At 34.7% G+C, this 21,191-nt stretch carries 21 protein-coding genes and 1 riboswitch; of the genes, 7 read left to right on the top strand and 14 right to left on the bottom strand.

Going from position 1 to position 21,191, the window contains the following annotated elements:
• Window positions 1-81 precede the first annotated feature (81 nt).
• The 3 genes from mreBH to GKP30_RS11825 form a co-directional block, all read right to left on the bottom strand.
• Window positions 82-1,089 carry a rod-share determining protein MreBH gene (mreBH, locus tag GKP30_RS11835; protein WP_216829654.1) on the bottom strand — a complete coding sequence of 336 codons (1,008 nt, stop codon included), beginning with the start codon at window positions 1,087-1,089 and terminating at the stop codon, window positions 82-84.
• A 410-nt stretch (window positions 1,090-1,499) separates the two neighbouring features.
• Window positions 1,500-2,297: an alpha/beta fold hydrolase gene (locus tag GKP30_RS11830; RefSeq protein WP_216829653.1), complete on the bottom strand. Its 798-nt coding sequence runs from the start codon at window positions 2,295-2,297 to the stop codon at window positions 1,500-1,502.
• 14 nt (window positions 2,298-2,311) lie between these two features.
• Window positions 2,312-3,376, bottom strand: a complete 1,065-nt coding sequence (locus GKP30_RS11825; RefSeq protein ID WP_216829652.1) for an SDR family oxidoreductase — start codon at window positions 3,374-3,376, stop codon at window positions 2,312-2,314.
• Window positions 3,377-3,628: 252 nt separating this feature from the next.
• Between GKP30_RS11825 and GKP30_RS11820 the strand changes: the two genes are divergently transcribed.
• A complete protein-coding gene (locus GKP30_RS11820) occupies window positions 3,629-3,799 on the top strand; it encodes a hypothetical protein (RefSeq protein ID WP_216829651.1) in 171 nt (56 codons plus the stop codon).
• A gap of 114 nt (window positions 3,800-3,913) precedes the next feature.
• Here the strand turns inward: GKP30_RS11820 and GKP30_RS11815 are convergent, their stop codons facing one another.
• Window positions 3,914-4,831: a DMT family transporter gene (locus GKP30_RS11815; RefSeq protein WP_328703148.1), complete on the bottom strand. Its 918-nt coding sequence runs from the start codon at window positions 4,829-4,831 to the stop codon at window positions 3,914-3,916.
• A 138-nt stretch (window positions 4,832-4,969) separates the two neighbouring features.
• On the opposite strand from GKP30_RS11815, the gene GKP30_RS11810 reads away from it, so the two are divergent.
• Window positions 4,970-5,830: a hypothetical protein gene (locus GKP30_RS11810; RefSeq protein WP_216829650.1), complete on the top strand. Its 861-nt coding sequence runs from the start codon at window positions 4,970-4,972 to the stop codon at window positions 5,828-5,830.
• Window positions 5,831-5,981: 151 nt separating this feature from the next.
• On the opposite strand, the gene GKP30_RS11805 is transcribed toward GKP30_RS11810, so the two are convergent.
• Complete coding sequence (locus tag GKP30_RS11805) at window positions 5,982-6,971, bottom strand: NADPH:quinone oxidoreductase family protein (protein ID WP_216829649.1); 990 nt, start codon at window positions 6,969-6,971, stop codon at window positions 5,982-5,984.
• 135 nt (window positions 6,972-7,106) lie between these two features.
• Between GKP30_RS11805 and GKP30_RS11800 the strand changes: the two genes are divergently transcribed.
• A complete protein-coding gene (locus tag GKP30_RS11800) occupies window positions 7,107-7,706 on the top strand; it encodes a TetR/AcrR family transcriptional regulator (RefSeq protein ID WP_216829648.1) in 600 nt (199 codons plus the stop codon).
• An 80-nt stretch (window positions 7,707-7,786) separates the two neighbouring features.
• On the opposite strand, the gene GKP30_RS11795 is transcribed toward GKP30_RS11800, so the two are convergent.
• The 9 genes from GKP30_RS11795 to GKP30_RS11755 form a co-directional block, all read right to left on the bottom strand.
• On the bottom strand, window positions 7,787-7,969 hold the full coding sequence (locus tag GKP30_RS11795) for a hypothetical protein (protein ID WP_216829647.1): 183 nt from the start codon (window positions 7,967-7,969) through the stop codon (window positions 7,787-7,789).
• Window positions 7,970-8,057: 88 nt separating this feature from the next.
• On the bottom strand, window positions 8,058-8,327 hold the full coding sequence (locus GKP30_RS11790; protein WP_216829646.1) for an alpha/beta-type small acid-soluble spore protein: 270 nt from the start codon (window positions 8,325-8,327) through the stop codon (window positions 8,058-8,060).
• A gap of 123 nt (window positions 8,328-8,450) precedes the next feature.
• Entirely contained in the window at window positions 8,451-9,365 is a 915-nt protein-coding gene (locus GKP30_RS11785; protein WP_216829645.1) for a CBASS cGAMP-activated phospholipase, read from the bottom strand.
• Window positions 9,366-9,520: 155 nt separating this feature from the next.
• On the bottom strand, window positions 9,521-9,766 hold the full coding sequence (locus tag GKP30_RS11780; RefSeq protein WP_216829644.1) for a hypothetical protein: 246 nt from the start codon (window positions 9,764-9,766) through the stop codon (window positions 9,521-9,523).
• Between the two features lie 248 nt (window positions 9,767-10,014).
• Complete coding sequence (speD, locus tag GKP30_RS11775; protein ID WP_216829643.1) at window positions 10,015-10,845, bottom strand: adenosylmethionine decarboxylase; 831 nt, start codon at window positions 10,843-10,845, stop codon at window positions 10,015-10,017.
• A gap of 137 nt (window positions 10,846-10,982) precedes the next feature.
• Complete coding sequence (locus GKP30_RS11770; RefSeq protein ID WP_236035049.1) at window positions 10,983-12,101, bottom strand: polysaccharide deacetylase family protein; 1,119 nt, start codon at window positions 12,099-12,101, stop codon at window positions 10,983-10,985.
• A gap of 105 nt (window positions 12,102-12,206) precedes the next feature.
• Window positions 12,207-12,599, bottom strand: coding sequence for a (2Fe-2S) ferredoxin domain-containing protein (locus GKP30_RS11765; protein WP_216829642.1), 393 nt, complete (start codon window positions 12,597-12,599; stop codon window positions 12,207-12,209).
• Between the two features lie 289 nt (window positions 12,600-12,888).
• A riboswitch (cobalamin riboswitch) is annotated at window positions 12,889-13,098 on the bottom strand.
• 72 nt (window positions 13,099-13,170) lie between these two features.
• On the bottom strand, window positions 13,171-13,920 hold the full coding sequence (map, locus tag GKP30_RS11760; protein WP_216829641.1) for a type I methionyl aminopeptidase: 750 nt from the start codon (window positions 13,918-13,920) through the stop codon (window positions 13,171-13,173).
• Window positions 13,921-14,146: 226 nt separating this feature from the next.
• Window positions 14,147-16,918: a dynamin family protein gene (locus tag GKP30_RS11755; protein WP_216829640.1), complete on the bottom strand. Its 2,772-nt coding sequence runs from the start codon at window positions 16,916-16,918 to the stop codon at window positions 14,147-14,149.
• A gap of 520 nt (window positions 16,919-17,438) precedes the next feature.
• Here GKP30_RS11755 and GKP30_RS11750 point away from each other — a divergent pair.
• From GKP30_RS11750 to GKP30_RS11735, 4 genes are all read left to right on the top strand, one after another.
• On the top strand, window positions 17,439-17,750 hold the full coding sequence (locus tag GKP30_RS11750; RefSeq protein WP_216829639.1) for a hypothetical protein: 312 nt from the start codon (window positions 17,439-17,441) through the stop codon (window positions 17,748-17,750).
• 154 nt (window positions 17,751-17,904) lie between these two features.
• Window positions 17,905-18,240, top strand: coding sequence for a hypothetical protein (locus GKP30_RS11745; protein WP_216829638.1), 336 nt, complete (start codon window positions 17,905-17,907; stop codon window positions 18,238-18,240).
• Window positions 18,241-18,456: 216 nt separating this feature from the next.
• A complete protein-coding gene (locus GKP30_RS11740) occupies window positions 18,457-20,010 on the top strand; it encodes a spore germination protein (protein ID WP_216829637.1) in 1,554 nt (517 codons plus the stop codon).
• Window positions 20,007-21,179 (top strand): Ger(x)C family spore germination protein, encoded by a 1,173-nt coding sequence (locus GKP30_RS11735; protein WP_216829636.1) that lies wholly within the window; start codon window positions 20,007-20,009, stop codon window positions 21,177-21,179. The genes GKP30_RS11740 and GKP30_RS11735 overlap by 4 nt, the downstream gene beginning before the upstream one ends.
• Window positions 21,180-21,191: the final 12 nt, after the last annotated feature.

Here is a 21,191-nt window from a genome sequence, read left to right as displayed (position 1 = left end):
CAATGCAATGATTACATAACAAAAACACCTTAAGCATATTTTTACATAAGGTGTTTTGTCAAAATTAATTAATGATAAGTCTTAGACAATACGTTTTTTCATTCTAGAAAGCATTTTAAGAGATTTACCTGTACCGACCGCTACTGATTCTAGCGGACTTGGTGCTAGCATTACAGGCACAACAATTTCCTCACTTAACCAATCCTCTATTCCATTTAATAACGCACCGCCACCAGTAAGAATTACACCACGGTCAACAATGTCACCACTTAATTCAGGTGGGCAGTCTTCAAGCGTTGCACGAATCGCCTCTAAAATATGGAGAAGATCTTCTTTCATTGATTCTTGTATTTCTATAGAATGAATCGTGACGTTTTTTGGTAACCCAGTAACAAGGTCTCTTCCTCTAATATCAATTGACTGCTTATCATGGGCACAAGGTGCATAACCAATGTCCATTTTTATTTGTTCAGCTGTTCTTTCACCAATTAGAAGGTTGTATTTTTTTCGAATGTAGTGAATAATATCTTCATCAAACTTATGGCCGCCGATGCGAATCGATTGACAAGAAACAACACCTCCAAATGAGATGATAGCAACCTCAGTAGTTCCTCCACCAATATCTACAACTACATTAGCAATCGGTTCGTCCACGGGAAGTCCTGCTCCAATTGCAGCAGCAACAGGCCCTTCAATCAACTCCACTTGTTTTGCTCCACAACTTCTAACTGCATCGATAATTGCTCTTTGTTCGACAGATGTAGATCCAGAGGGAGCACAAATGATAACACTTGGCTTTCTAAAAGATAACCCGAGTTTTTTAGCTGATATTTTCATTATATGTTTTAGTAGCATTGCAGTAACTTCAAAATCAGCGATCACACCATTTTTTAACGGACTTACTACTCTAATATTTTCAGGCGTTTTACCGACCATTTGCTTTGCGTCCATTCCTACAGCTACCACTTCTTGTGAATGCTTGTTGATAGCAACAATCGAAGGTTCATTTACAATAATTCCTTTTTCTTTACTATATACAAGAACATTATCTGTTCCTAAATCAATACCTAATTCAAAATTCATAAACATATATCTCACCAACTTTTTTTAATTCTTACTATTAGGTAATTTTATCAATACTTTATATAGTAGAAACAGTTTCTATTGCCTTATCTTCTATGTATCAATCACGTAGAAACGTGTAGAAATATGTAATTAAAAACCGAAAAAAGGTAGGGATGTATGACCATATGGAAATTAGTGGAGTGAATATCGAGAACCCTAATCAATTGGAACTATCTCTAAATGACTATTAAAATATAATTTTTTTCTTAAAGAAATTATGAATTTTAGTACCTTGCGTACATTTACAGTTAGGAATAAGATAGTTATTTTAATTAATGACTGTCTTAGGATAAAATCCAATCCTAATTATAGGAGAAGAACAAAAAAACTGCTCCGTAAAATTTGAAGCAGTTTTAAGACTTTTATTTTATTTATTAACTTGCCTTTTTTATCGCTTTGTATTTCTTAATAAATTTTATTGAAATACTATTAAATTTCTTAAATGCTTCGATGTTACAAACATGGCCACTTTTTTCTAGTATAAGCAATTTACAGTTTCGTACTGTAGCAATTTCTTTTTTTAGAAAGTGAATAAACATATGATCATTAATTCCTGACACATATAGTGTTTGGAAATTCCTTTTCATCTTTTTAAATGAGAGATAGGATTGTTCTGTTTCCTGCTTAACAATATCAAACCATTTAATAAATTCTAACTTCCCTAATTTTTTTGCTTCTTTGATAAATATCGTCCTAGACTTTTTATGCTGCTTCCTCGGCATAATGATATAGGCGAAAAAACTGTACAACCACATATAGGGAATAAAGTTTTTTAGAATATGACCAATACTTAATAAAAGCTTACATCGTGCATTAAATTTGACTACTGCACCAGCTTGTGTCATTGATTTTACACGGTCCGGGACGATCAATGCAATATTATGGTTAACAATTGTACCTAGTGATACCCCGACAAAATGGGCTGATTTAATATTGAGGTGATCCAATACTTTTATTACTTCCTTCGCGATAAACTGAAAAGTGTAATTAGCTACCTGTGTGTATTTATCTTTAGATTCCCCGTGTCCACATAAATCTACTAATAATACATTAAAAGACTTTTTGTATTCATCAATTTGTTTGTACCAAATTGTTGAGCTGCCACCTAATCCATGAATGAGTACGACCCAAGAATGACTTGGTGATATTTCTGAAGTTTTGTAATTTAACATAAACCTACTCCTTATTAAGTTAACACTGATTCTTTTTCTTTCTTAGCTCCAAGAATAATCGTCTTAAACATGTACTCATCCATGTTCAATACGTCATTATTTGTTTCCCTAAGCAATTGAAGAGTGTTAGAAATATCAAAATGAATATCTCGATTAAAATACACTGAAAAACTTGAAATAAAGTTATTTAAAACGGCTTCTTCTTTTGTTAAATGAATATCTTTTTTATTCGTGAATTGGATCAGCGGTAAATCAAGTAGGTCGCGAATTACAGTTAAACCTGGGTTATTAACAGGAGGATTTGGGTTCGTAATATGGTAGATCATTCGATTTTGTGCATTCACTAAACCAGCTAACAACACACAACATACATAATCGATAGGCACAAAATTTTGTGTACCTAATGGATTACCAACGATATTAAACATTCTCTCTTGTTCATACCCTGCCCTTGAAATTCGTTTTTTAAAGATTTCGAGTCCCTTTAAGAAGCCGTATAACCCAAACACCGAATCGGTTTGACCTGTTTTAGAGTCACCAACAATAATAGCTGGTCTAAAAATAGATACTTTCATATCACTACTATAATTCATTACCAAATGTTCCGCTTTACACTTCGTTTCTTCATAAGCATTATTAAACTCTCCATTTAGGTCATGAAGGGTTTCCATTGCCTGTTCTTTTTTTCCAAGAGTATAAGCTGTGCTTACATAATAGTAAGCATTTACACCGATGTTTTTCGCAAACTGCAACGTATTCCGAGTTCCGATATAGTTAATTTCATTAAGCTCGTCTTTCTTATTAATATCAAAAGATAATAAGGCAGCTATGTGGTAAAATACATCAATTTTGTTAGTAAGATAGATCTGATCTTCGTTTGAAATTGATAACACAGAATTAGATAGATCTCCTTCAATAATTTCAAGCTCTGATCGTAAGTTTGTAGGAATTTTATCTATTAATGTTTGACTCTTCTTCTTAGATCGTGCCAATACAAATACTTTATGTTTTGACTCTAATAGTTGTAAAATCAATTGGGTACCTAAAAAACCAGTACCTCCAGTTAAGAAAATATTCATCTCGTTGCCCCTTTCCGAGCTGACAGGTTAAAACTCACATTCAAGTATACCAAACATTTAGTATTACTTTCGTATGCAAATCTTTCAATTTTGTGAAGAGCGCAACTTAACCACTTTAAAAAACGTACTTATATTAGAAACTAACATTAAAGTATCACAACACAGCCAGTTATTTACGTATTATGTATTATTCCTATAAGCATTATTAACAATTGATTCAACAAAGCCATAAATTTAAAAAGGGTGATGAACATGTGGCTAACTGGAAGAGAAAAACAATACTTGGCTCAATTACTGGTTAAACAAAAAAGAAAAGTATTTTTATCAAAAGATGAAAAAAAATTAATTAATAACATCTATCAAAAGCTAGAACAAACATCGAAGAACCAAACAGTAAACAAAATAAAAAGGCCTAAGCTTTAACCTAATCCTTTTTATGTTCTTCGTTCTTCAATTTAAAAAACAAAAATGGATAACAAGGAGTACTTCATAAATAAAAGGGCATGGATTTATCTACCATGACCCCTTTATTCCCTTTTAGCCCGACTTCCTTAAGATAGCTTTATCCCGATGCGATGCTAATTTTTGATCTAACAATCCTGTCGTTAAATAAACCCCTATAAAAACGAATAAGCCACCTACTACTTGTATGATCGTAATCATCTCTCCTACTAGTATGCTGATAATTGCAGTGAAAACTGGAATGAGGTTTAAGAATATTCCAGATTGACTTGCACCGATTTCTCGAACAGCAATATTCCAAAATATGAACGACCCTACCGAAGGAAAAAGGACAAAATAAACAATTCCTGATAGTGCTAATGGACTTAGCTCTGTTAAAGGAAAGCCTTGTGAAAATGCAAACGGTGCTAGTAGTACCATTGCAAATAAAGTCGAAACTGCCGTTGCAGAAATTGGTGGTAACGTTAAACGTTTACCGATGATTGAATATAGGGTCCACACGATGATAGCTCCAACCATCAGAAGATCGCCTTTATTAAAATCAAAAGATAATATCCGGCTTATTTGTCCCTGGGTTAAAATTACAACAACACCTGCTAAAGAAACAATAAATCCAAGAAGTTGGAGCTTAGATAATCGCTCTTTTAACAAAATAACCGATACTACAACGATAACTGCTGGATTCATTGCTGCAACTAATGAAGCATTCGTTGAAGAAGTGTATTCTAATGCAGAATATAATATTAAATTATAACCAATGATCCCAAAAATCCCATTTAGGATAAGAAGTGGCCAATCTTTTTTAACAAGCATCCATTTTGGCTTCTCTACAAAGTAGGCAATAGGAAACAATAAAAGTAATGCTAAAACCCACCTCGAGAACGTCATCCAAATGGGATCCATCTCGTTCACGACATAACTTCCAAACACAAAATTCCCAGCCCAAAATAACGTTGCCAAGACTAACATCAGCCACACTTGATATTTTTTCACGATAATCGCACAACCTTTTCCTAACTTATACTAGTTGTTACTTCACACTACTTTTTATTTAATGTTTTGATAGTCTTTAAGCAAGAGGAATAAGACAAAAATTACGTTTCATATCTTCTATTTTAAGGGGTGAAGTGTATGGAACTTAGGAACATTCCACTTGCCAAGATTACTCCTGCATTTAAATTCAAAAGGTGTAAAAGTGTAATTAACAGCCTTAAACAAAACATGAATTTTACATCCGTATTGTACTTTCCTTTCTTTGTTGAGCAACAACCAAATGGTATGTATTTACTCATCAGTAGCTACCAGGATTATTATGCTTTTAAAGAAACATATAATGAAAAAGAAAAGGACGTTATGCTTCCTTGTGTCGTAATAAAGACAAAGATTAGTGGAAAAGAACGTCTCTTAATCATGTTTCGATATTTACTTCTTTATTCTAAGCTTGATCCGTTAGACAAACACGCACTATTTGTTCAACTTCGAAAACACATTACTGTTGAAACATTAGCAAAAGAAACAGGGCACACTATCCAAGAGGTAATGGAGTATTTATTACATCCTAACATACCTTGTGAATTTCGTAGTACTTCTAATTTAAACCGTTTACTTATGCTAAATAACATTGAAAAACTTGAAATTGATTCTGAATTAAAGCAAAAATTATTTTATCTAGCCGTACTTCATGAAAATCACCCGAAACGGCTAACCTATGAAAAATTGATGTGCTTTAGTCGGTTTTTAAGTCGGTTTAAAAATGAGCTCGGTAGAATATCAAAAATTGATAAAGAAACGCTTTTAATAAAAATAATCGAGTCGGATATTTATATTGATTATTATCTTGAGAGTTTATTAGCCGAGTATGTCAACCAATACAAAAGATATTTTCGTAGGACTTCATTTAACCAAACCATTCAAATCATTCCTTTTCCAGTAAAAAATCAACATAAACATATCAGAATTAAGCTAAAGAACAAGATTTTTTTCACTTACTAGTGAAAGTTTGTATTCAAAAATAATGAACCATAATAGACGAAAAGGGTTCACTTACCTTAATGAACCCCCTTTTCACCCTACTTGTTATTAGGCTTTTTTATTGTAAATTAATATTCACACTTTACCTCTACAAAGCTCTTATTTCATAACTTTATATTTTTACGACCACTCTTCCACGTATATGCCCTTTTAATATCGAAGTTAAATGTTTGGGAAGTTCCTCAAAATTACTCTCAACAGCAATCATTTTTAAATTTTCTGGCTTATACTCATTGGCCATTCGTTCCCAAAGTACTTTTCTAAGTTCGAGTGGACAATATACGGAATCAATTCCTAATAAATTTACTCCGCGAAGGATAAATGGAAAGACTGTAGTTGGTACTTCCATACCTCCTGTTAGTCCACTAACCGCCACAGACCCACCGTATTGCATCCGACTAAGAATGGCAGATAATGTATTGCCCCCTACAGGGTCTACAGCTCCCGCCCAAATTTGCTTATCAAGAGGGCGAATTTTCTCTGGCACTACATCCTGTCGCGAAATAACCTCTTTGGCTCCTAGTGTATGTAAATAGTCGTACTCTTCTTTCTTTCCCGTACTTGCAACTACCTCGTACCCACGTTGATTTAAGATGGCTACAGCGATACTGCCGACCCCTCCTGTCGCACCAGTAACAAGCACTTTACCTTTATCAGGCGTTAATCCATTCTCTTCTAATCTATGAACGGATAAAGCGGCGGTAAATCCTGCTGTCCCGTAAATCATCGCTTCTTCCAATGTAAGTCCTTCTGGTAAAGGAACGACCCACTCACCAGGAATACGAGCAAATTCAGCATACCCTCCAAAATGTGAAACACCTATTTCATAACTCGTTGCTATGACCTCGGTTCCTTCTATAAAACGAGGATCTTCTGATGAAACAACCGTTCCCGCTAGGTCGATGCCAGGTATAAACGGATATGATTGGACAATTTTTCCTTTCGGAATACTTGCAAGTCCGTCTTTATAGTTTACGCTCGAATAATGGACTTTAATTAATACATTACCTTTAGGAAGATCATTTATTGACACATCTTTAAAGTCTAAAGAAAATTCTTCTTCTTTTTTGTTTACAACTAATGCTTTAAAAGTTTTACTCATTTCTTTCCCCTCCCATTTATTAACTTTGAATTTAATTAATTATAGCAAAAATTATTCTGACTGGTCAAAATATTCTTATAAATAAGTTTTATAGTATACTAGAAAGGAGATATATCGATAAGGTGGGTAAATTCGATGAAAAAAAGAGCAGTGGAACGAAGAGAGCAAATATTAAAGGCAGCTTTTCATGCTGTTGCTGATAAAGGGTTTGAAGCTGTCACATTACAGGATATTGCAGACTACGCAGGAGTAAGTAAAGGGGTAACCAATTATTATTTTCAAAATAAAGAGGACGTTTTTTCCTCCCTATTGGAATGGGTGACCGAACAAATTTACAAAAATGAATGCCAGGCTATTAACGATCAATCTACAGCAATTAAGAAATTAGAAGCTTATATTCAATCTGTATTTATTAGTCCAGAAAAAAATCGAAAGTTTTATAAGGTTTACCTCGACTTTATTGCACAAGCTAGCCGAAATGAGCAATACCAACAAATCAACCTTCAATTTTATGAAAATTGTTGGGGATTAGGAAGAGAAATCGTTTCTCTTGGTCAAGAAGAAGGTGTATTTTCTCAAGAAATTGAGATTTATCAAGCATCAAAAATAATTCGCGCGATTATTGATGGAACCTTAATTCAATGGTTAATGTGTAACCGCGATGACCTACACGATTTTTATAAAACTAACTGCTTTGAAACAATTATTACGTTTTTAAAATACCATGAGGCATAAAAACATTTATAACACGATTAGCCTTGTACATAAAAGGTTGTCAAAATGAATTTTTTGACAACCCATTTTTTACTCAGAAATTATATATCTTTTGATCCGCCGTTTGCTTTCTTCTTTGTATTATTCAGATTTCGATTTTTTTGTTTTTCAACAGCAATGTTTCTTTCCCCACCATCTGCAAGTTCCTCTGCAAACTCGTGGTCCACTACATCATCACTCAAAACAAGGTCTAAAGGGCGACCTCTATGCTTTCGATGTGGCATCCTTCACCCCTCCTCCTATATAGATATTGGTGCCAGGCACCTAAAAGGTGCCTGGCACCATTCATGTTTTAATTTTTACTTTTTTAGTTTATTTATTTAGGTTTTGTTGTGCCATTTTTATCATTTCTCTAACCATACTACCGCCAATTTTACCGCCAACCTTACCTGCTTCGTATGATGTGAGTGACCCATTGTTTCCTTTTTTTAATGGAACGTTTATATCCTTTGCCACTTCATATTTTACATTCTCAGGTGAAGCTTGGTTTACTTGGTACCCTTCTTTCGCCATAACTTGGACTTTTAAATGGTTTACTGCATCAACTGCTTCTGGGACTAATAGTCGTTTCCTTTTCGCCATGTGGGAGCTCCTTTATCTCTTAAATACATAAATAGTATCCCTCATGCCAGCCATTTTTCTCATGATAAAATAATGTAATGTTTTCCTAGAGCCCTGATATTAACCGGAAATTCTCACTTAAGACTAATTCTTATCTAAAAAGGCGAGAACATCATTTTCCTTTTCTTTTATCACTTTATTGCCTATTTCCTTCAGTTCATCAATATATTCTAATTCATCGAAAGACATTTCTTTTCCAAGCTCCGCATTTAAACGTAAATAATTATTTCCTAATAAGTGTTGACAGTGATAGGAAACGGATTCAGAAGATAGATGTAGAGCTAAATCTAATAATTTAGGTGTTACTTTCATTGAAGGAAACTGAAACGAAAGCCACTCTTTAACACCCCAATCCATCTTATCATCAACCGTAAAGTCAATATTTTGTTGACCCGTCCCAAGTGATACTATCTTTATATCTTTTAATGTTTTATTAAAAAAGTCCATAGCCTCTGTAACACAAACTAATGAAGGATTATTAGCCCACAAACCTCCATCAATTGATAAATACTTGTTTTTAACCTTGTTTGGTGGAAAATAAACGGGTGCTGAACAAGATGAGAGCACAGCATCCCATAATTGAACAGATAAATCACTATTTTCAAGAGATCCATAATTAGAACGGTGAACAAATGGTCGACCGTGAGTAAGGTCAACAGCTGGAATAAGAAGTGGCTCCTTAATATCTGCTAGTGATACATCTCCAAAAGCTTGTTGTAAAAATTGTCTTAAATATTGATCACTATACACACTTTTGAAAAGCCCAACCTTCGTTTGCCTTACAAAAATTTTTTTCCCGTACTTTTCGTAATCTTCTAATACATCACTCATCTTCTTCTTTAAAGTAATGGATGCAGCAATAATTGCACCTGTACTTGTGCCAGCAACAACATCAAAAAGCTCACCGATGGGGCACTCGTACCTTTCTTCTATTTCTTGTAAAATGGCAAGGGCGAAAACTCCACGAATGCCTCCTCCATCAATACATAACATCTTCATTATATTCACCTAAACTCTTTGGGTTTTCCCTTATTATCACCTAATTACATACAAAACAAAAGAAAATAGAAGCCCACAACTCCGTCTAATCGCATTTATGAAAAAAGTGCCTGGTACCTTTAATTAATTAAGGTACTACAGACACTAATGTTATTTTAACCAGTTTTCTCTTCACTATCTTTACTTAATAAACTTCTCTTACTCTGAATTGGTGTAATATCCTTCTTTTTTATAAGATATAATAAATGATCTACAGGCATAGAACCATGACCTTTTCCATTTTCTAGTATAAATTGTACAATATTTCGATTTTGACGGATAATTGTTAGTGTTTTAGCAGAGTTAAAATGACCTTGTCTTTTTTCCGTTATCTCATATTCAGTTCCTAATTCAATTTTCATCAAGGGAAATCTCCTTTTTTTATGTTCTCCCCGTTAGCATTCCAGAATTTTCTTTTTTTATACACAAGTTTTCCCAAAAATACTTACCATATATATATTCAATCCAACTGACATTCACCAATATTATTTGATAAAAAACTTATTTTAGGCTTCATTATAACAATCACTTGAAAAACTTACTTCAAAGACCTATACAACTAATTTTAAAAAAAGAAGCTGATGAGCCAGCTTCTTTTTTTTATTCCAGGTTATTCTTTTATTTGTGTACCTAATTGAATGTTTTTACCGTAAAAAATTTCATCCATTTCTAACTGCAGTTTTTTAGTAATTTCTTCTACATCTCTTTGATCTAATTTATCTTTTGTGTAACCAAATAAGTAATTATTAATGTCAAACTCTTTAAGCCTGCACTTTGTATGGAAAAGGTTTTCCTGATAAACATTTACATCAATCATATCATACATACGTTTCACGTCATCGGGTATGTAATTCTGGATCGAATTTATATCATGATCAATAAATAACTTATTTCCATCAATATCCCTCGTAAATCCACGAACACGATAGTCCATCGTCATAATGTCAGTCTCAAGTGAATGTATTAAATAGTTGAGTGCTTTAAGTGGTGAGATTTCTCCACATGTTTGAACATCTATATCCGCTCGAAATGTACTGATGCCTTCAGTAGGGTGAAATTCTGGATAGGTGTGAACTGTAATATGACTCTTATCTAATCCCATCACAACTGCCTCTGGGAGCGGACCAGGTGATTCGTCAAATGCTGATTCAGTTGGAACCTCGACAACTGGTCCTTCAGAGACCAATATTGTTACACTTGCACCTTGAGGCACATAATCTTGTTTTGCAACATTTAATACATGAGCCCCAATGATATCCGCCACATTTTTCAATATTTTTGTTAAACGATCCGCGTTATATTGCTCATCAATATAATCAATATACGCTTCACGTTCTTCTCTGGTTTTTGTAAAGCAAATATCATACATATTGAAACTTAATGACTTTGTAAGATTGTTAAATCCATGTAATTGAATACGTTCTTCTGGAGTCAGTGTCATTAATCAGTTCCCCCTTAACGTTTTTAAAACTTTTAATGGACACAATGGTTCTACAAACTTTACCCCGATACAACAGTTTTGTAACACTAGTTTTTTTTAGCTTACCCATTCTTTACTAAATAAAACAAAACAAACTTCTAATCGTTTGCTAGTAAAGTTTGAACCGTTACAAATCGATAGCCTTTTGCTCTTAAATCATCAATAATCAATGGTAATGCTTCAACTGTTCCATCGAGTAGACGGGCATTCGTCTGGAAGTTGTGCTGCAAAACAATTCCACCAGGGGTAATGTCTCGCTGAACAATATTTAGAATTTCTTCTCCTGATAGACCACTCCAATCAAGGGTATCAACAGACCACATAATTGTCCTAAACCCCATTTCATGTAAAACTAGTGCATCTGATTTTGTAATCGCCCCAAATGGTGGTCGGAATAAATCAGGCTTTCTCCCAACAGTTTGCTCCATTATGTTTTGAGTCCTCCTAACCTCTTCGATAACTCTTTCAGTCAGTTGCCGAGGCAGGGCAGGGTGACTCCACGTATGATTGGCAATTCCATGACCTTCATTGACGATTCGTCTCATCACGTTTGGGTACGCCTCAACTTGCTTACCCATCACAAAAAAGGTGGCAGGTACTTGTTTACTTTTAAGAATATCCAAGATTTTCGGCGTGTAAAATGCATCTGGTCCATCATCAAACGTTAAGGCTACTAATTTCTTTTGTGGGTTTCCGCGATAAACGAAATTGGGTGCAGACCGAATATTGGTTGTAATAAAGGTTCTTCCTAATTGCGGATTATAGGTTGCTCTCATCCCAAACTTACGCGTGACATCTAATAATGGTACGAATATATCACCTGCGAATTCAATTGTTCGCGTTGTCAGTGGTTGGCGCTGCCATTGACCCGTTGCTCTTACAAAATCATCAGAGTAATTTTGTCCAACTGGCAAAGCAAAGCGCGTGTCACCATAGCTGAAGACGACTGAGCGATAGTCTTCGTTCCAATCCACCCTTACACCTGTATGTTTTAGAAATAATGACGGAACCATTAATTGTCCATCTCTCATTATGTACTTGGTTTTTACAGGTAAGTTATCAATAAAAATAGGAGCTTCTGGTAATCTAGACTCTTGCCCATATATATGTGTCGAAAATATTGTACTAAATAAGTTTACTATTATTAGAAACATAAAAACTTTTTGGAAACTCTTTTTGTTTCCTTCGTTACAATATAACATCGTCTGTCGTTTCATTTTCTCTCTCCTAGCTAGTTGAATTCAGAATTAGACGATGTTATATTTTCCAAAATAACGTTAATTTATTTAACAATGACAAAATGAGATATAAATGACTCTGCTTTACATTACTTTTGAGACCTTTTTTACTCGTTCACGATCTTTAAACTCTCCTACGGGTATATCTCCTTGCCTTTTAAATCCATTACCGTCAAAGTAATGACTGATTTTATCCGTCATCCTTACATTGTTCACTAGCGAATCAATGAGGTACGGTGCATGATGTGCAGCTAAGTCCTTATACCAAACACCTTCTGGGTAGGCAATTAATACGCACTTATCTTGGCAACGCCCATTACACTTAGTTCTAGTTGTATGAATCGTATCGTCGAGTCCACGTTCAGATATCTCACTTCTAACTGCTTGTGTTAAATCTTCTGCACCAGCTTTATTACAACTACTACCGTTACAAATTAATAAATGATGTTTCGTTTCTGATAAATCCCAAGTCGCCATTTCATATTACCTCCAATTATTTTTAGATATTTTCTTCGTTTGCTTTTAAGGATATCAGGGAAAGGTTGCTGCAAGTTTTCCATCTAGGCTCTTTATTTAGAGGCAGTGTTAAAAAAGACCCAAATAAAAAAGCATCCCTGACTCTAAAAAGGGTCAGAAATGCTTGTGATTAATTATGAATCTACTAGTCAAACAATATTCTCTCTGTCTATATTTTATAAATATATAGCAAAAAGCAAAAAGATATTGTCCGCATTCTAACCACTTCCCTAACAACCCCGTAGGTCAAACAGCAGCGTTAAAATAGGTAGGTCTCCTGACTTAGGGTATTACTCTCAATCCTTCCCAGTTGTTTTCCAGTGGATATTTCTGAGAGTATTCAGTAACTATACTGATACCCAACACAGTGGCGGGTCCGTGTCGGCATTTAACCGAACTTCCCTATTAAGCTTATAAAAGCAACTAGCCTTTATATAGCACCTATTTTCAAATATGAAGTTTATATAAGTCTATTAAAAGGAAGACTTGAGTTAATAGTAGTTATATTTCTCGGAATTGTCAATACCATGGTTTATTCTTGAGGTGTTAAAATTAAAGGCCCTGTTTTAGTAATAGCCAAAGTGTGTTCATATTGCGCTGACAATTTTCCATCTACGGTTCTGGCCGTCCATCCATTTTCATCCATTTGGCTAAACCATGCCCCTTCATTTATCATAGGCTCAATTGTGATGACCATCCCCTCTTTTAATCGTGGCCCTTTTCCAGGAGAACCAAAGTGAGGGATTTGTGGTGCTTCATGTATCGTCGGACCAATTCCATGCCCTGTAAAATCTCTAACGACTGAAAAGCCCTCTGACTCAGCGTAAGTTTGTATCGCATAACCAATATCACCAAGCCTATTCCCAGCTATCGCTTGCTCAATTCCTTTGTACAGCGATGTCTTTGTAACATTCATTAGTTTTTTAGTGCGTTCCGAAACATTACCTACAGCGTATGTCCAAGCCGAATCAGCCAAGCCACCATTTAAATTAACAACCATATCGATCGTTACAATATCCCCCTCTTTTAAAGGGTTTTTTCTAGGAAATCCATGACAGATTTCATCATTAATTGATGCACATGTTGCAAATTGATAGCCTTTATATCCTTTTTGTTCTGGTGTAGCACCATTTGTCTTTAGATATTCCTCAACGAATTGATCAATCTCAAAGGTATTTATCCCTGGTTTTATCAGCTTAGCGATTTCTTTATGACAGTTAGCTAATAGCCTCCCAGCCTCGAGCATTTGATTAATTTCTCTTTCCGATTTTAACGTAATCAATAAGATCATCCCTTTACTTTACTAATAGATCAAATAAGAAAGTAAAACTCTAACTATATTATGTATACTTCGGCAATAGCTATAAGTTTCCCCAGATTAGTACCAAATTAAAACAAAAATTATCGATAAAGCATCCATCATAGAACGAAAAACCAGAGTTGCCATGTGACAAACTCTGGTGACTATAATTTCAGTATTAAGTTTACATAATTTCATTATCGTGTACTTATGTGAACGATGGACTCATGTTTATTTCTTTTTGCATCCATTCATATTGTAGTAATCTTACTTTGAAGAGAGTAATAGGATCTAGATACTCTTCTGGATTCGCCTTTAAACGTTCTAAAGTATTCTTTTTATTTTGAATATCCTGATGTTCTTCCTCGATAACTTCATGTAAAACACTGAATGGCTCACTAAAGAACATCGTAATATCTCGCTCTAATCCTTTTTCAAACAACTCAAATTGTAAAATAAACTGGTTTGTAACCGTATTTGCTAACTTTTCATAATCATCGTTTTCAATAAGCTTTTTATACATATTACACAACATCGTTTTATTAGGTCTAAGTGTTCCAAATAGTTTTCCTGCACTTTTTAATACTAATTGGGATGGTGTGGAGCGATTTAAAATATTCATTGTTTCTAGTTGAACACCATTAGATAAACGGTTAGCATCGCGACTCCAATCATCGAGCACTTTAAAGTCACAATTGAGCTTTAAGCGCTGTTCACCATACATAAGGTTAAAGCCTTCGCTCATTTCCTCTAAGTAGTCTTGGCTCTGATAGAATTCCTCCGTTGACATTTCAATCCACCCTTGAATCGCTTTAGAGAATCTCGGAAGAATCGTATGCTCAATATAATTATGAATCCTATCATTCATCTCATGATTAAGTTCGATATGAATTTTTTTAAAGTCACTATCTTCCTTAATGAGTGCTGAACAATCTCGGAGTAATTTTGGAATCGTCATTTTAAGATCAAATTTAATATCTTCTTTTATCGTACGATAAGAGCTTTGAATCATTCGCATTTTTTCTTTTTCCAAATCACTTAACTGATGAACGGCAGCATTTAACTTAGAAACAATATCTTCTTTCCAAAGAATAGCCTCGGTCATTTCATTTTCTATTTCAACCCGTCTTCTTAATAAATACGTTAAAGTTTCTCTAATAAAGAATAATATTTTTTGGTTACGTACTTCTGGTCGCATTTTTTTATTAAGAGCACCTTGAATAAACTGAGATAAATCACTCACCTGTTTACTACTTTTATTATGCTTTGAATACGGGAAGATTTTTGCTTTAGGAAAATGCTCATTAATTCGTGTGCGTATTTCTTCGACCATTTTTGTTACTTCCTGCTCATGATATATCGCATCTGTCTTTAATAAGAAATGAATTGGCAAGTTCGGAACATGATCTTGGATCTTCAGTAAAATATCACGTTCTCTATCTGTAAAAAGGGTCGTTGCTGGTAGAATGAACAACAAACCATCTGCTAGATTCAAAAACTTAAACCCTTCTTTTTTATTATTTTTAATTGCCTCATAAGTGCTGCGATCAAAATCAGGCATATCTATTAATGTTAATTTATTATCAAGTAAAAATTTGTTTGGCATTTTAAAGTGGACAATAGATGTTTGTTGTGGATTGCTTTCCTCTTGTTTCATTTCAGTATAGTCTACAAGACTCGAAATCGACTGAATGGTATCATCTTTTATTTCATTAATTTGAATATCTTCATCATTATCATATAGTACAACAGTTGCTGGCGCCGCCGATGCGACTGTTCCACCTAATACTGAATTAATAAAAGACGTCTTCCCATTTCCCGTCATACCAGCAATTAATAAATGGTTTGATTCTAAATCTAAAACCTTCTCTACGGACCACTTCAAACGTTGGTCAACATCTAAATCCTTTGTTCTTGCCCACTTCATAGTCTCATCAAAAAGTTGTAAACTCCGTTCAATTTGAACTGTGTCTCTATGTGAATATTGCTTCAATATATGTTCTGCTTTATCTACAATTGTCTGATCTATCATCCCTTCAAAAATTTCATCCCATGCCAATACACTTGTTGCAGCAAATATTGAATGTGAGTTATCGGACAAATCCAACCAATTGGTAAGCAAATTTGGAACAATGTCAGATATTTCTTTTATAAAGTACTGCCCATTTATTAATTCAAAATATGTGTCTTGATATTTAACAGATACACTTTGCCAGCTGTCGGAAGAATTAATCTCAAGATTTAAGAATAAACGATCAATTTCGCTTATCCATGAAAAATAAAGTTCATCGCCTTCATAACTATTCCATAGTGACACGACAAACTCTTCAAAACTATTTTGGTCTACAGAATATAACACCTCTAAAAGGGTTGAAAAATATTGAGGGGTGATTTGTTTTGTTAACCCTTCTTCAACGTAATTTTTCAATGTATTAAACCACTCTAACCGCTTTGTCCTGATTGCTTCATTAACAGCAAGTTCGATTGCACTGCTCCAGTCACGATACTTTTCGAAAAAAGTACGTGCAACTTCTGTCACATTTGGATAGTCTGGATTTACTGATACTGCTCCTTTAATGACATCTGCTGCAAAATCAAGTTGGCCATGTTCGTTATAGATTGTGAATAATTTTAAGGCAACTTCTGAATTTAAGGTAAAGCTTTCACTTTCCACTGATTTATATAAATCAATGGCTTTAGAAAGGGCACCTAGCTCATAATATGCATCAGCCATATTTTTTCTCGCCCATTGCCCCAAGTCATTATGTATCTTCTCCCATTTAAAAATAGCTGCTTCAAAATCTTTGTAATAAAAATATACTTCTCCTTGTGAGAAGCGTATATAAGAAAGGTCTGACTCTTCTTTTCTTTGTTCATCTATATATAAATGTCCTAGAAATTGTACTGGGTTATCATTGGCGTGATCTATAATTAAACTTTCATAATATTTTTTTTGGATCAGTTGTTTTTCTAATGTCATGTCTTTTCCCCCAAGTATGTTTTTTTAAGAGAATGAATTTGCAAATCTCTTCGGTCAACATCATTCAAACTTTTACCATTCTTTCCTTAATAGTAGCAAAGGTTTTTATTACAAAGGTTTCAGTCATGTTTCAATTTAACGACAACGTTTGTAAAAAAAACGCAAAATATAGAGCCACTTTACTCTAAGTGCAAAGTTCTATCTGTTATACCAAGAATATCATTGAAACCCATAATACGCATGAGTAAAAAATACCGAGAGAAAGGGCTTTATTACACACCTATGAAATAACTGCTTAATCACCTCGGGAAAATGCGCATTTTATTCTAATAAGTTCATTCTCAATTATTCTCGCAAAATAACAAACACTTCTAAAAAAATAATCTAGTAACATCGCAAAAGTTGTAAAAGTCTAAAAGAGAAATGTTAAAGTCATGGATTCACTATACAAAGCTATTCATCCTGCGTAAGATGGCAATTGTAAACAGAAATTCAAATTCCATGAGGAGGTTTTTTCAAAATGAAAAAGCTATTTTTAACAGCAGCATCAACTATTCTTGCGGTAGGAGTTTTAGCAGCTTGTGGAGATCAAGATTTAGATGATCCGACAATGAATGAAGAACCAGACTTTGGAACTGAAACAGAAGGTGACATGGGCGGTTTTGATGAAGAGCCTGCATTGGATGAAGGCATGGATGAAGGTACAGAAGACTTTGGTGGTATAGAAGACGAATCAGATAACCTAGAATCCGATTTAGATATGGGTGAAGAAGAAGAGGATTCATTTGAGTTTGAAAGTGAAGAAGACGACGCAATGGAAGATGAAGCTTAATTTCTAAATGCAATAACCTATAACCAATCAGTAGGAAGCTTTCCTACTGATTGACTATCTACTTTTTCTAACGCCCCCCACTCGTATCTATTAACGACGAGGATCGTAGGATACTTCGGCCAAAAAAAATTGGTCTTGAAACGGAGGGACAAATATGGGTCGTCAATCAAAAAGACAGAGCCAAAATCAAGAAAATTATCATTTGCCAAACGAGCACCATTCATCACCTAATCAAGAAAAGAATAGTAAACCTTGGTACAATCAAGGTTGGCTCTGGCTGCTAGTTGCCTTACTCGGAATCGGTGTTTTGTTTTTCGGTTTCTCTTCGCTAATTGATGAAATTGGAAATACAAATCAAGTGATCCAAGAACAAACAGAAACAATTAATGAACAAAATAATGTATTAAATTCTATTAATGAAGGAATACAACAACTTACAGCAACTATTAAAGACAGTATAAATACGATTAGAGATTCAATTAATGGTTAAGCATATAGGTTGGTGATCAGAAAATCAAAGTCCTATACGTTTGGTAAATGTCCAATAATATAAAAAAAGTGGGTGACTATTATGTCAGCCATTTTTTTGGTTTTATAAATATTTTTATAATAAAAGAAATTTGCTATAAAATGGATAAACTTACGACAAGTGAGGTAACCTACTTTTTGTATTAAAGTAGACTGAATGATAAAGGTGGAAATCAACATGAGTCTGTTTTCCTTTTTGAAGAAAGTCAGGAGGTCACAAAACGTTGAGCCAAAATCCTCTGATGTTACTTTAGAAAAAAAGTCAATTGAGAAAAACCTTTATAAAAACGTAGAATATATTAAATCTGCTTTAGGGAATGCTCCTGACTTAGTCATCCGGGAAGTGGTTATACCACAATCCAGGCTTAAAGGTGCGATTTTATTTATTGACGGAATTGTAGACGAAAACTTACTTAATGAGTTTTTTTTAACTCCTTTACTACAAAGTGACGAAAACATCGAAACTCTCGACCAACTCGAACAGACAGCATTACAAATATTACCAATTAGCAGGTTAAAAGACTTAAATATCTTAATTAAAGAGCTCCTTTCAGGGAATAGCATTTTTCTATTAGAAGGCCAAACAGAGGCAATTAAGTTAGCAATTTCAGCGTGGGAAATGCGCTCAATTGACGAACCTGAAACAGAAGCGACAGTTCGTGGACCTCGTGAAGGATTTAATGAATCGTTAGGTGCGAGTTTAACTCTTATACGTCGAAAAATTGTCAACCCTAACCTTCGATTTGAAGTGATCACTATTGGAGCAGCTACAAATACAAAAGTTTGCCTAGTGTACATGCACGATCTGGCTTCTCCTCGTTTATTGGAAGAAATAAAAAAGCGAATTAACAAAATAGAGCATGACACGATTCTTGAATCCGGCTATATTGAAGAATTCATTGAAGATGATCCTAATTCTATCTTCCCTACTATTGGTAATACAGAAAAGCCTGATAAACTAGCAGCAAAAATTTTAGAAGGCCGTATTGGAATTCTGGTAGATGGAACACCGATTGCGTTAACCATCCCTTATTTATTTGTTGAGGCTTTTCAAACTGCTGAAGATTATTATTCGAGGCAATACTATAGCTCGTTAGTAAGAATTGTTCGTTTTCTATCCTTTGGAATTTCAATCAATTTTCCAGCTTTATATGTGGCGACGCAAAACTTTCATAAAGAAATGATACCAACAGAACTACTTGCTAGTATTGCCGCAGCAAGAGAAGGCGTTCCCTTTCCTCTAGTCATGGAACTCGTAATGATGCTTATCGTCTTTGAAATTTTACGTGAAGCTGGAGTTCGTATGCCACAAGCAATCGGTCAAGCTATGTCAATTGTCGGTGCCTTAATTTTAGGCGATGCAGCGGTTCAAGCGGGAGTAGTCGGAACACCAACGATAATAATTATCGGGATTACAGGAATTACCTCATTTGTTGTAACTCCATTGAGCGATAGTTCAGCCATTTTACGATTTTTATTTATCGTACCCGCTTCAGTTATTGGCTTGTATGGATTAATATTATCAAACCTCGTTCTACTCGTTCATTTAAGTAGTATTAAATCAGCTGGAATTCCTTACCTTTCTCCGATCTCACCAGCTGTATTTAATGATTGGCGTGATGTATTTGTTCGTCTACATCCTAATTTTTATAAAGATACACGGGCAAAGACTATACCGATACAAAAAGATCCTAAAAAATATCGATTTGAACCTGAGGATGAGCAACTATGAAAAAAGCTCTCATAAGCTTAATACTTTGTAGTCTACTTACAGGTTGTTGGAGTTCAAAAGAACTTGGTGAATCTGCATTCGTTGCTGCAGTCGCCATCGAAAGAGAGGGAAATCAATTTACACCAAAGCTTCAATTTCTTCAACCTGTAAAATTGGAACAAGGAGCAACTGATGCCCATATTATGATTGCTTCTGAAGGTTTATCAGCTCATCAATCCTTACGTGCGGCTATTAAAGGGGTTCATAGAAGAATTTTTTTATCCCATGCCCAGACTTTTGTAGTCAGTACCGACATTGCCAAAGAAGGAATATTTCCTGCCCTCGATATTATTTATCGTGATCAAATGTTTCGGCTGACCAGTTATTTATTTATCGCTGATCAACCAGCGACTTTACTTGCGTTACCATCTCCAGTAGACCCTCTTTCAGGGATAAGTTTAGCCAATGGAATAGAAGCAGCTGAAGATAGTCATCAAAGAGTCATAACAACTACTCTAAAAGAATTTATGGAAATGAGTTATGAACCAGGTCGTTGTGCTTATGTTATTCGACTAAAGAAACATTCCGACGAAGCTCAAAATGAACCGCATATTGATTTTGATGGGACAGCTATTTTAAAAGAGGGGGTTTATGTAAAGGATATCGATGATATATTAGCCGATGCTCTTCGTTATTATCGTAATGAAGCTGGCAATGATACTTTTACAATGCAAGTTCCTGGTAGTGAGGACTGGTTTGCTTTGGAGCGGTTACGAGCTGAAACTTCAATTAAACCTAGGCTGCAAAATAATGAATTGATTATCGATGTTTCTGTTAACACAGACGCAAATATAAATGAATGGCATTCGAGTGCTGAATTAGACGCGCAAATGTTTGAAAGAATTAAACAAGCGTATTCAAAGGAGCTCTTAGCCAGAATGGAAAAACTACTAGCCAAAATGAGAGAAGAGCCTGTAACAGACATACTCGGATTTGGCACAGAAGTGCGCCGCCAACAACCAACATATTGGAAACAAGTACAAGACGATTGGGATACCGCTTTTAAAACAGCAAAAGTAAACATTACAGTGGAGACGAATATTGAAAACTTTAATTTGATAGAGAACACCAACAGAGAACCAAATCAAGGTCCACCCAAGCGATTTCAGCTTCCTTGGATTAAGAATTGAAGGTGATCATGA

It is taken from the genome of Alkalihalobacterium elongatum, from assembly GCF_019024285.1.
GTDB classification, from domain to species: Bacteria; Bacillota; Bacilli; order Bacillales; family Bacillaceae_F; genus Alkalihalobacterium; species Alkalihalobacterium elongatum.
The sequence above is the reverse complement of the archived record's forward strand: the minus strand, read 5'-3'. Positions and strand labels throughout refer to the sequence as shown.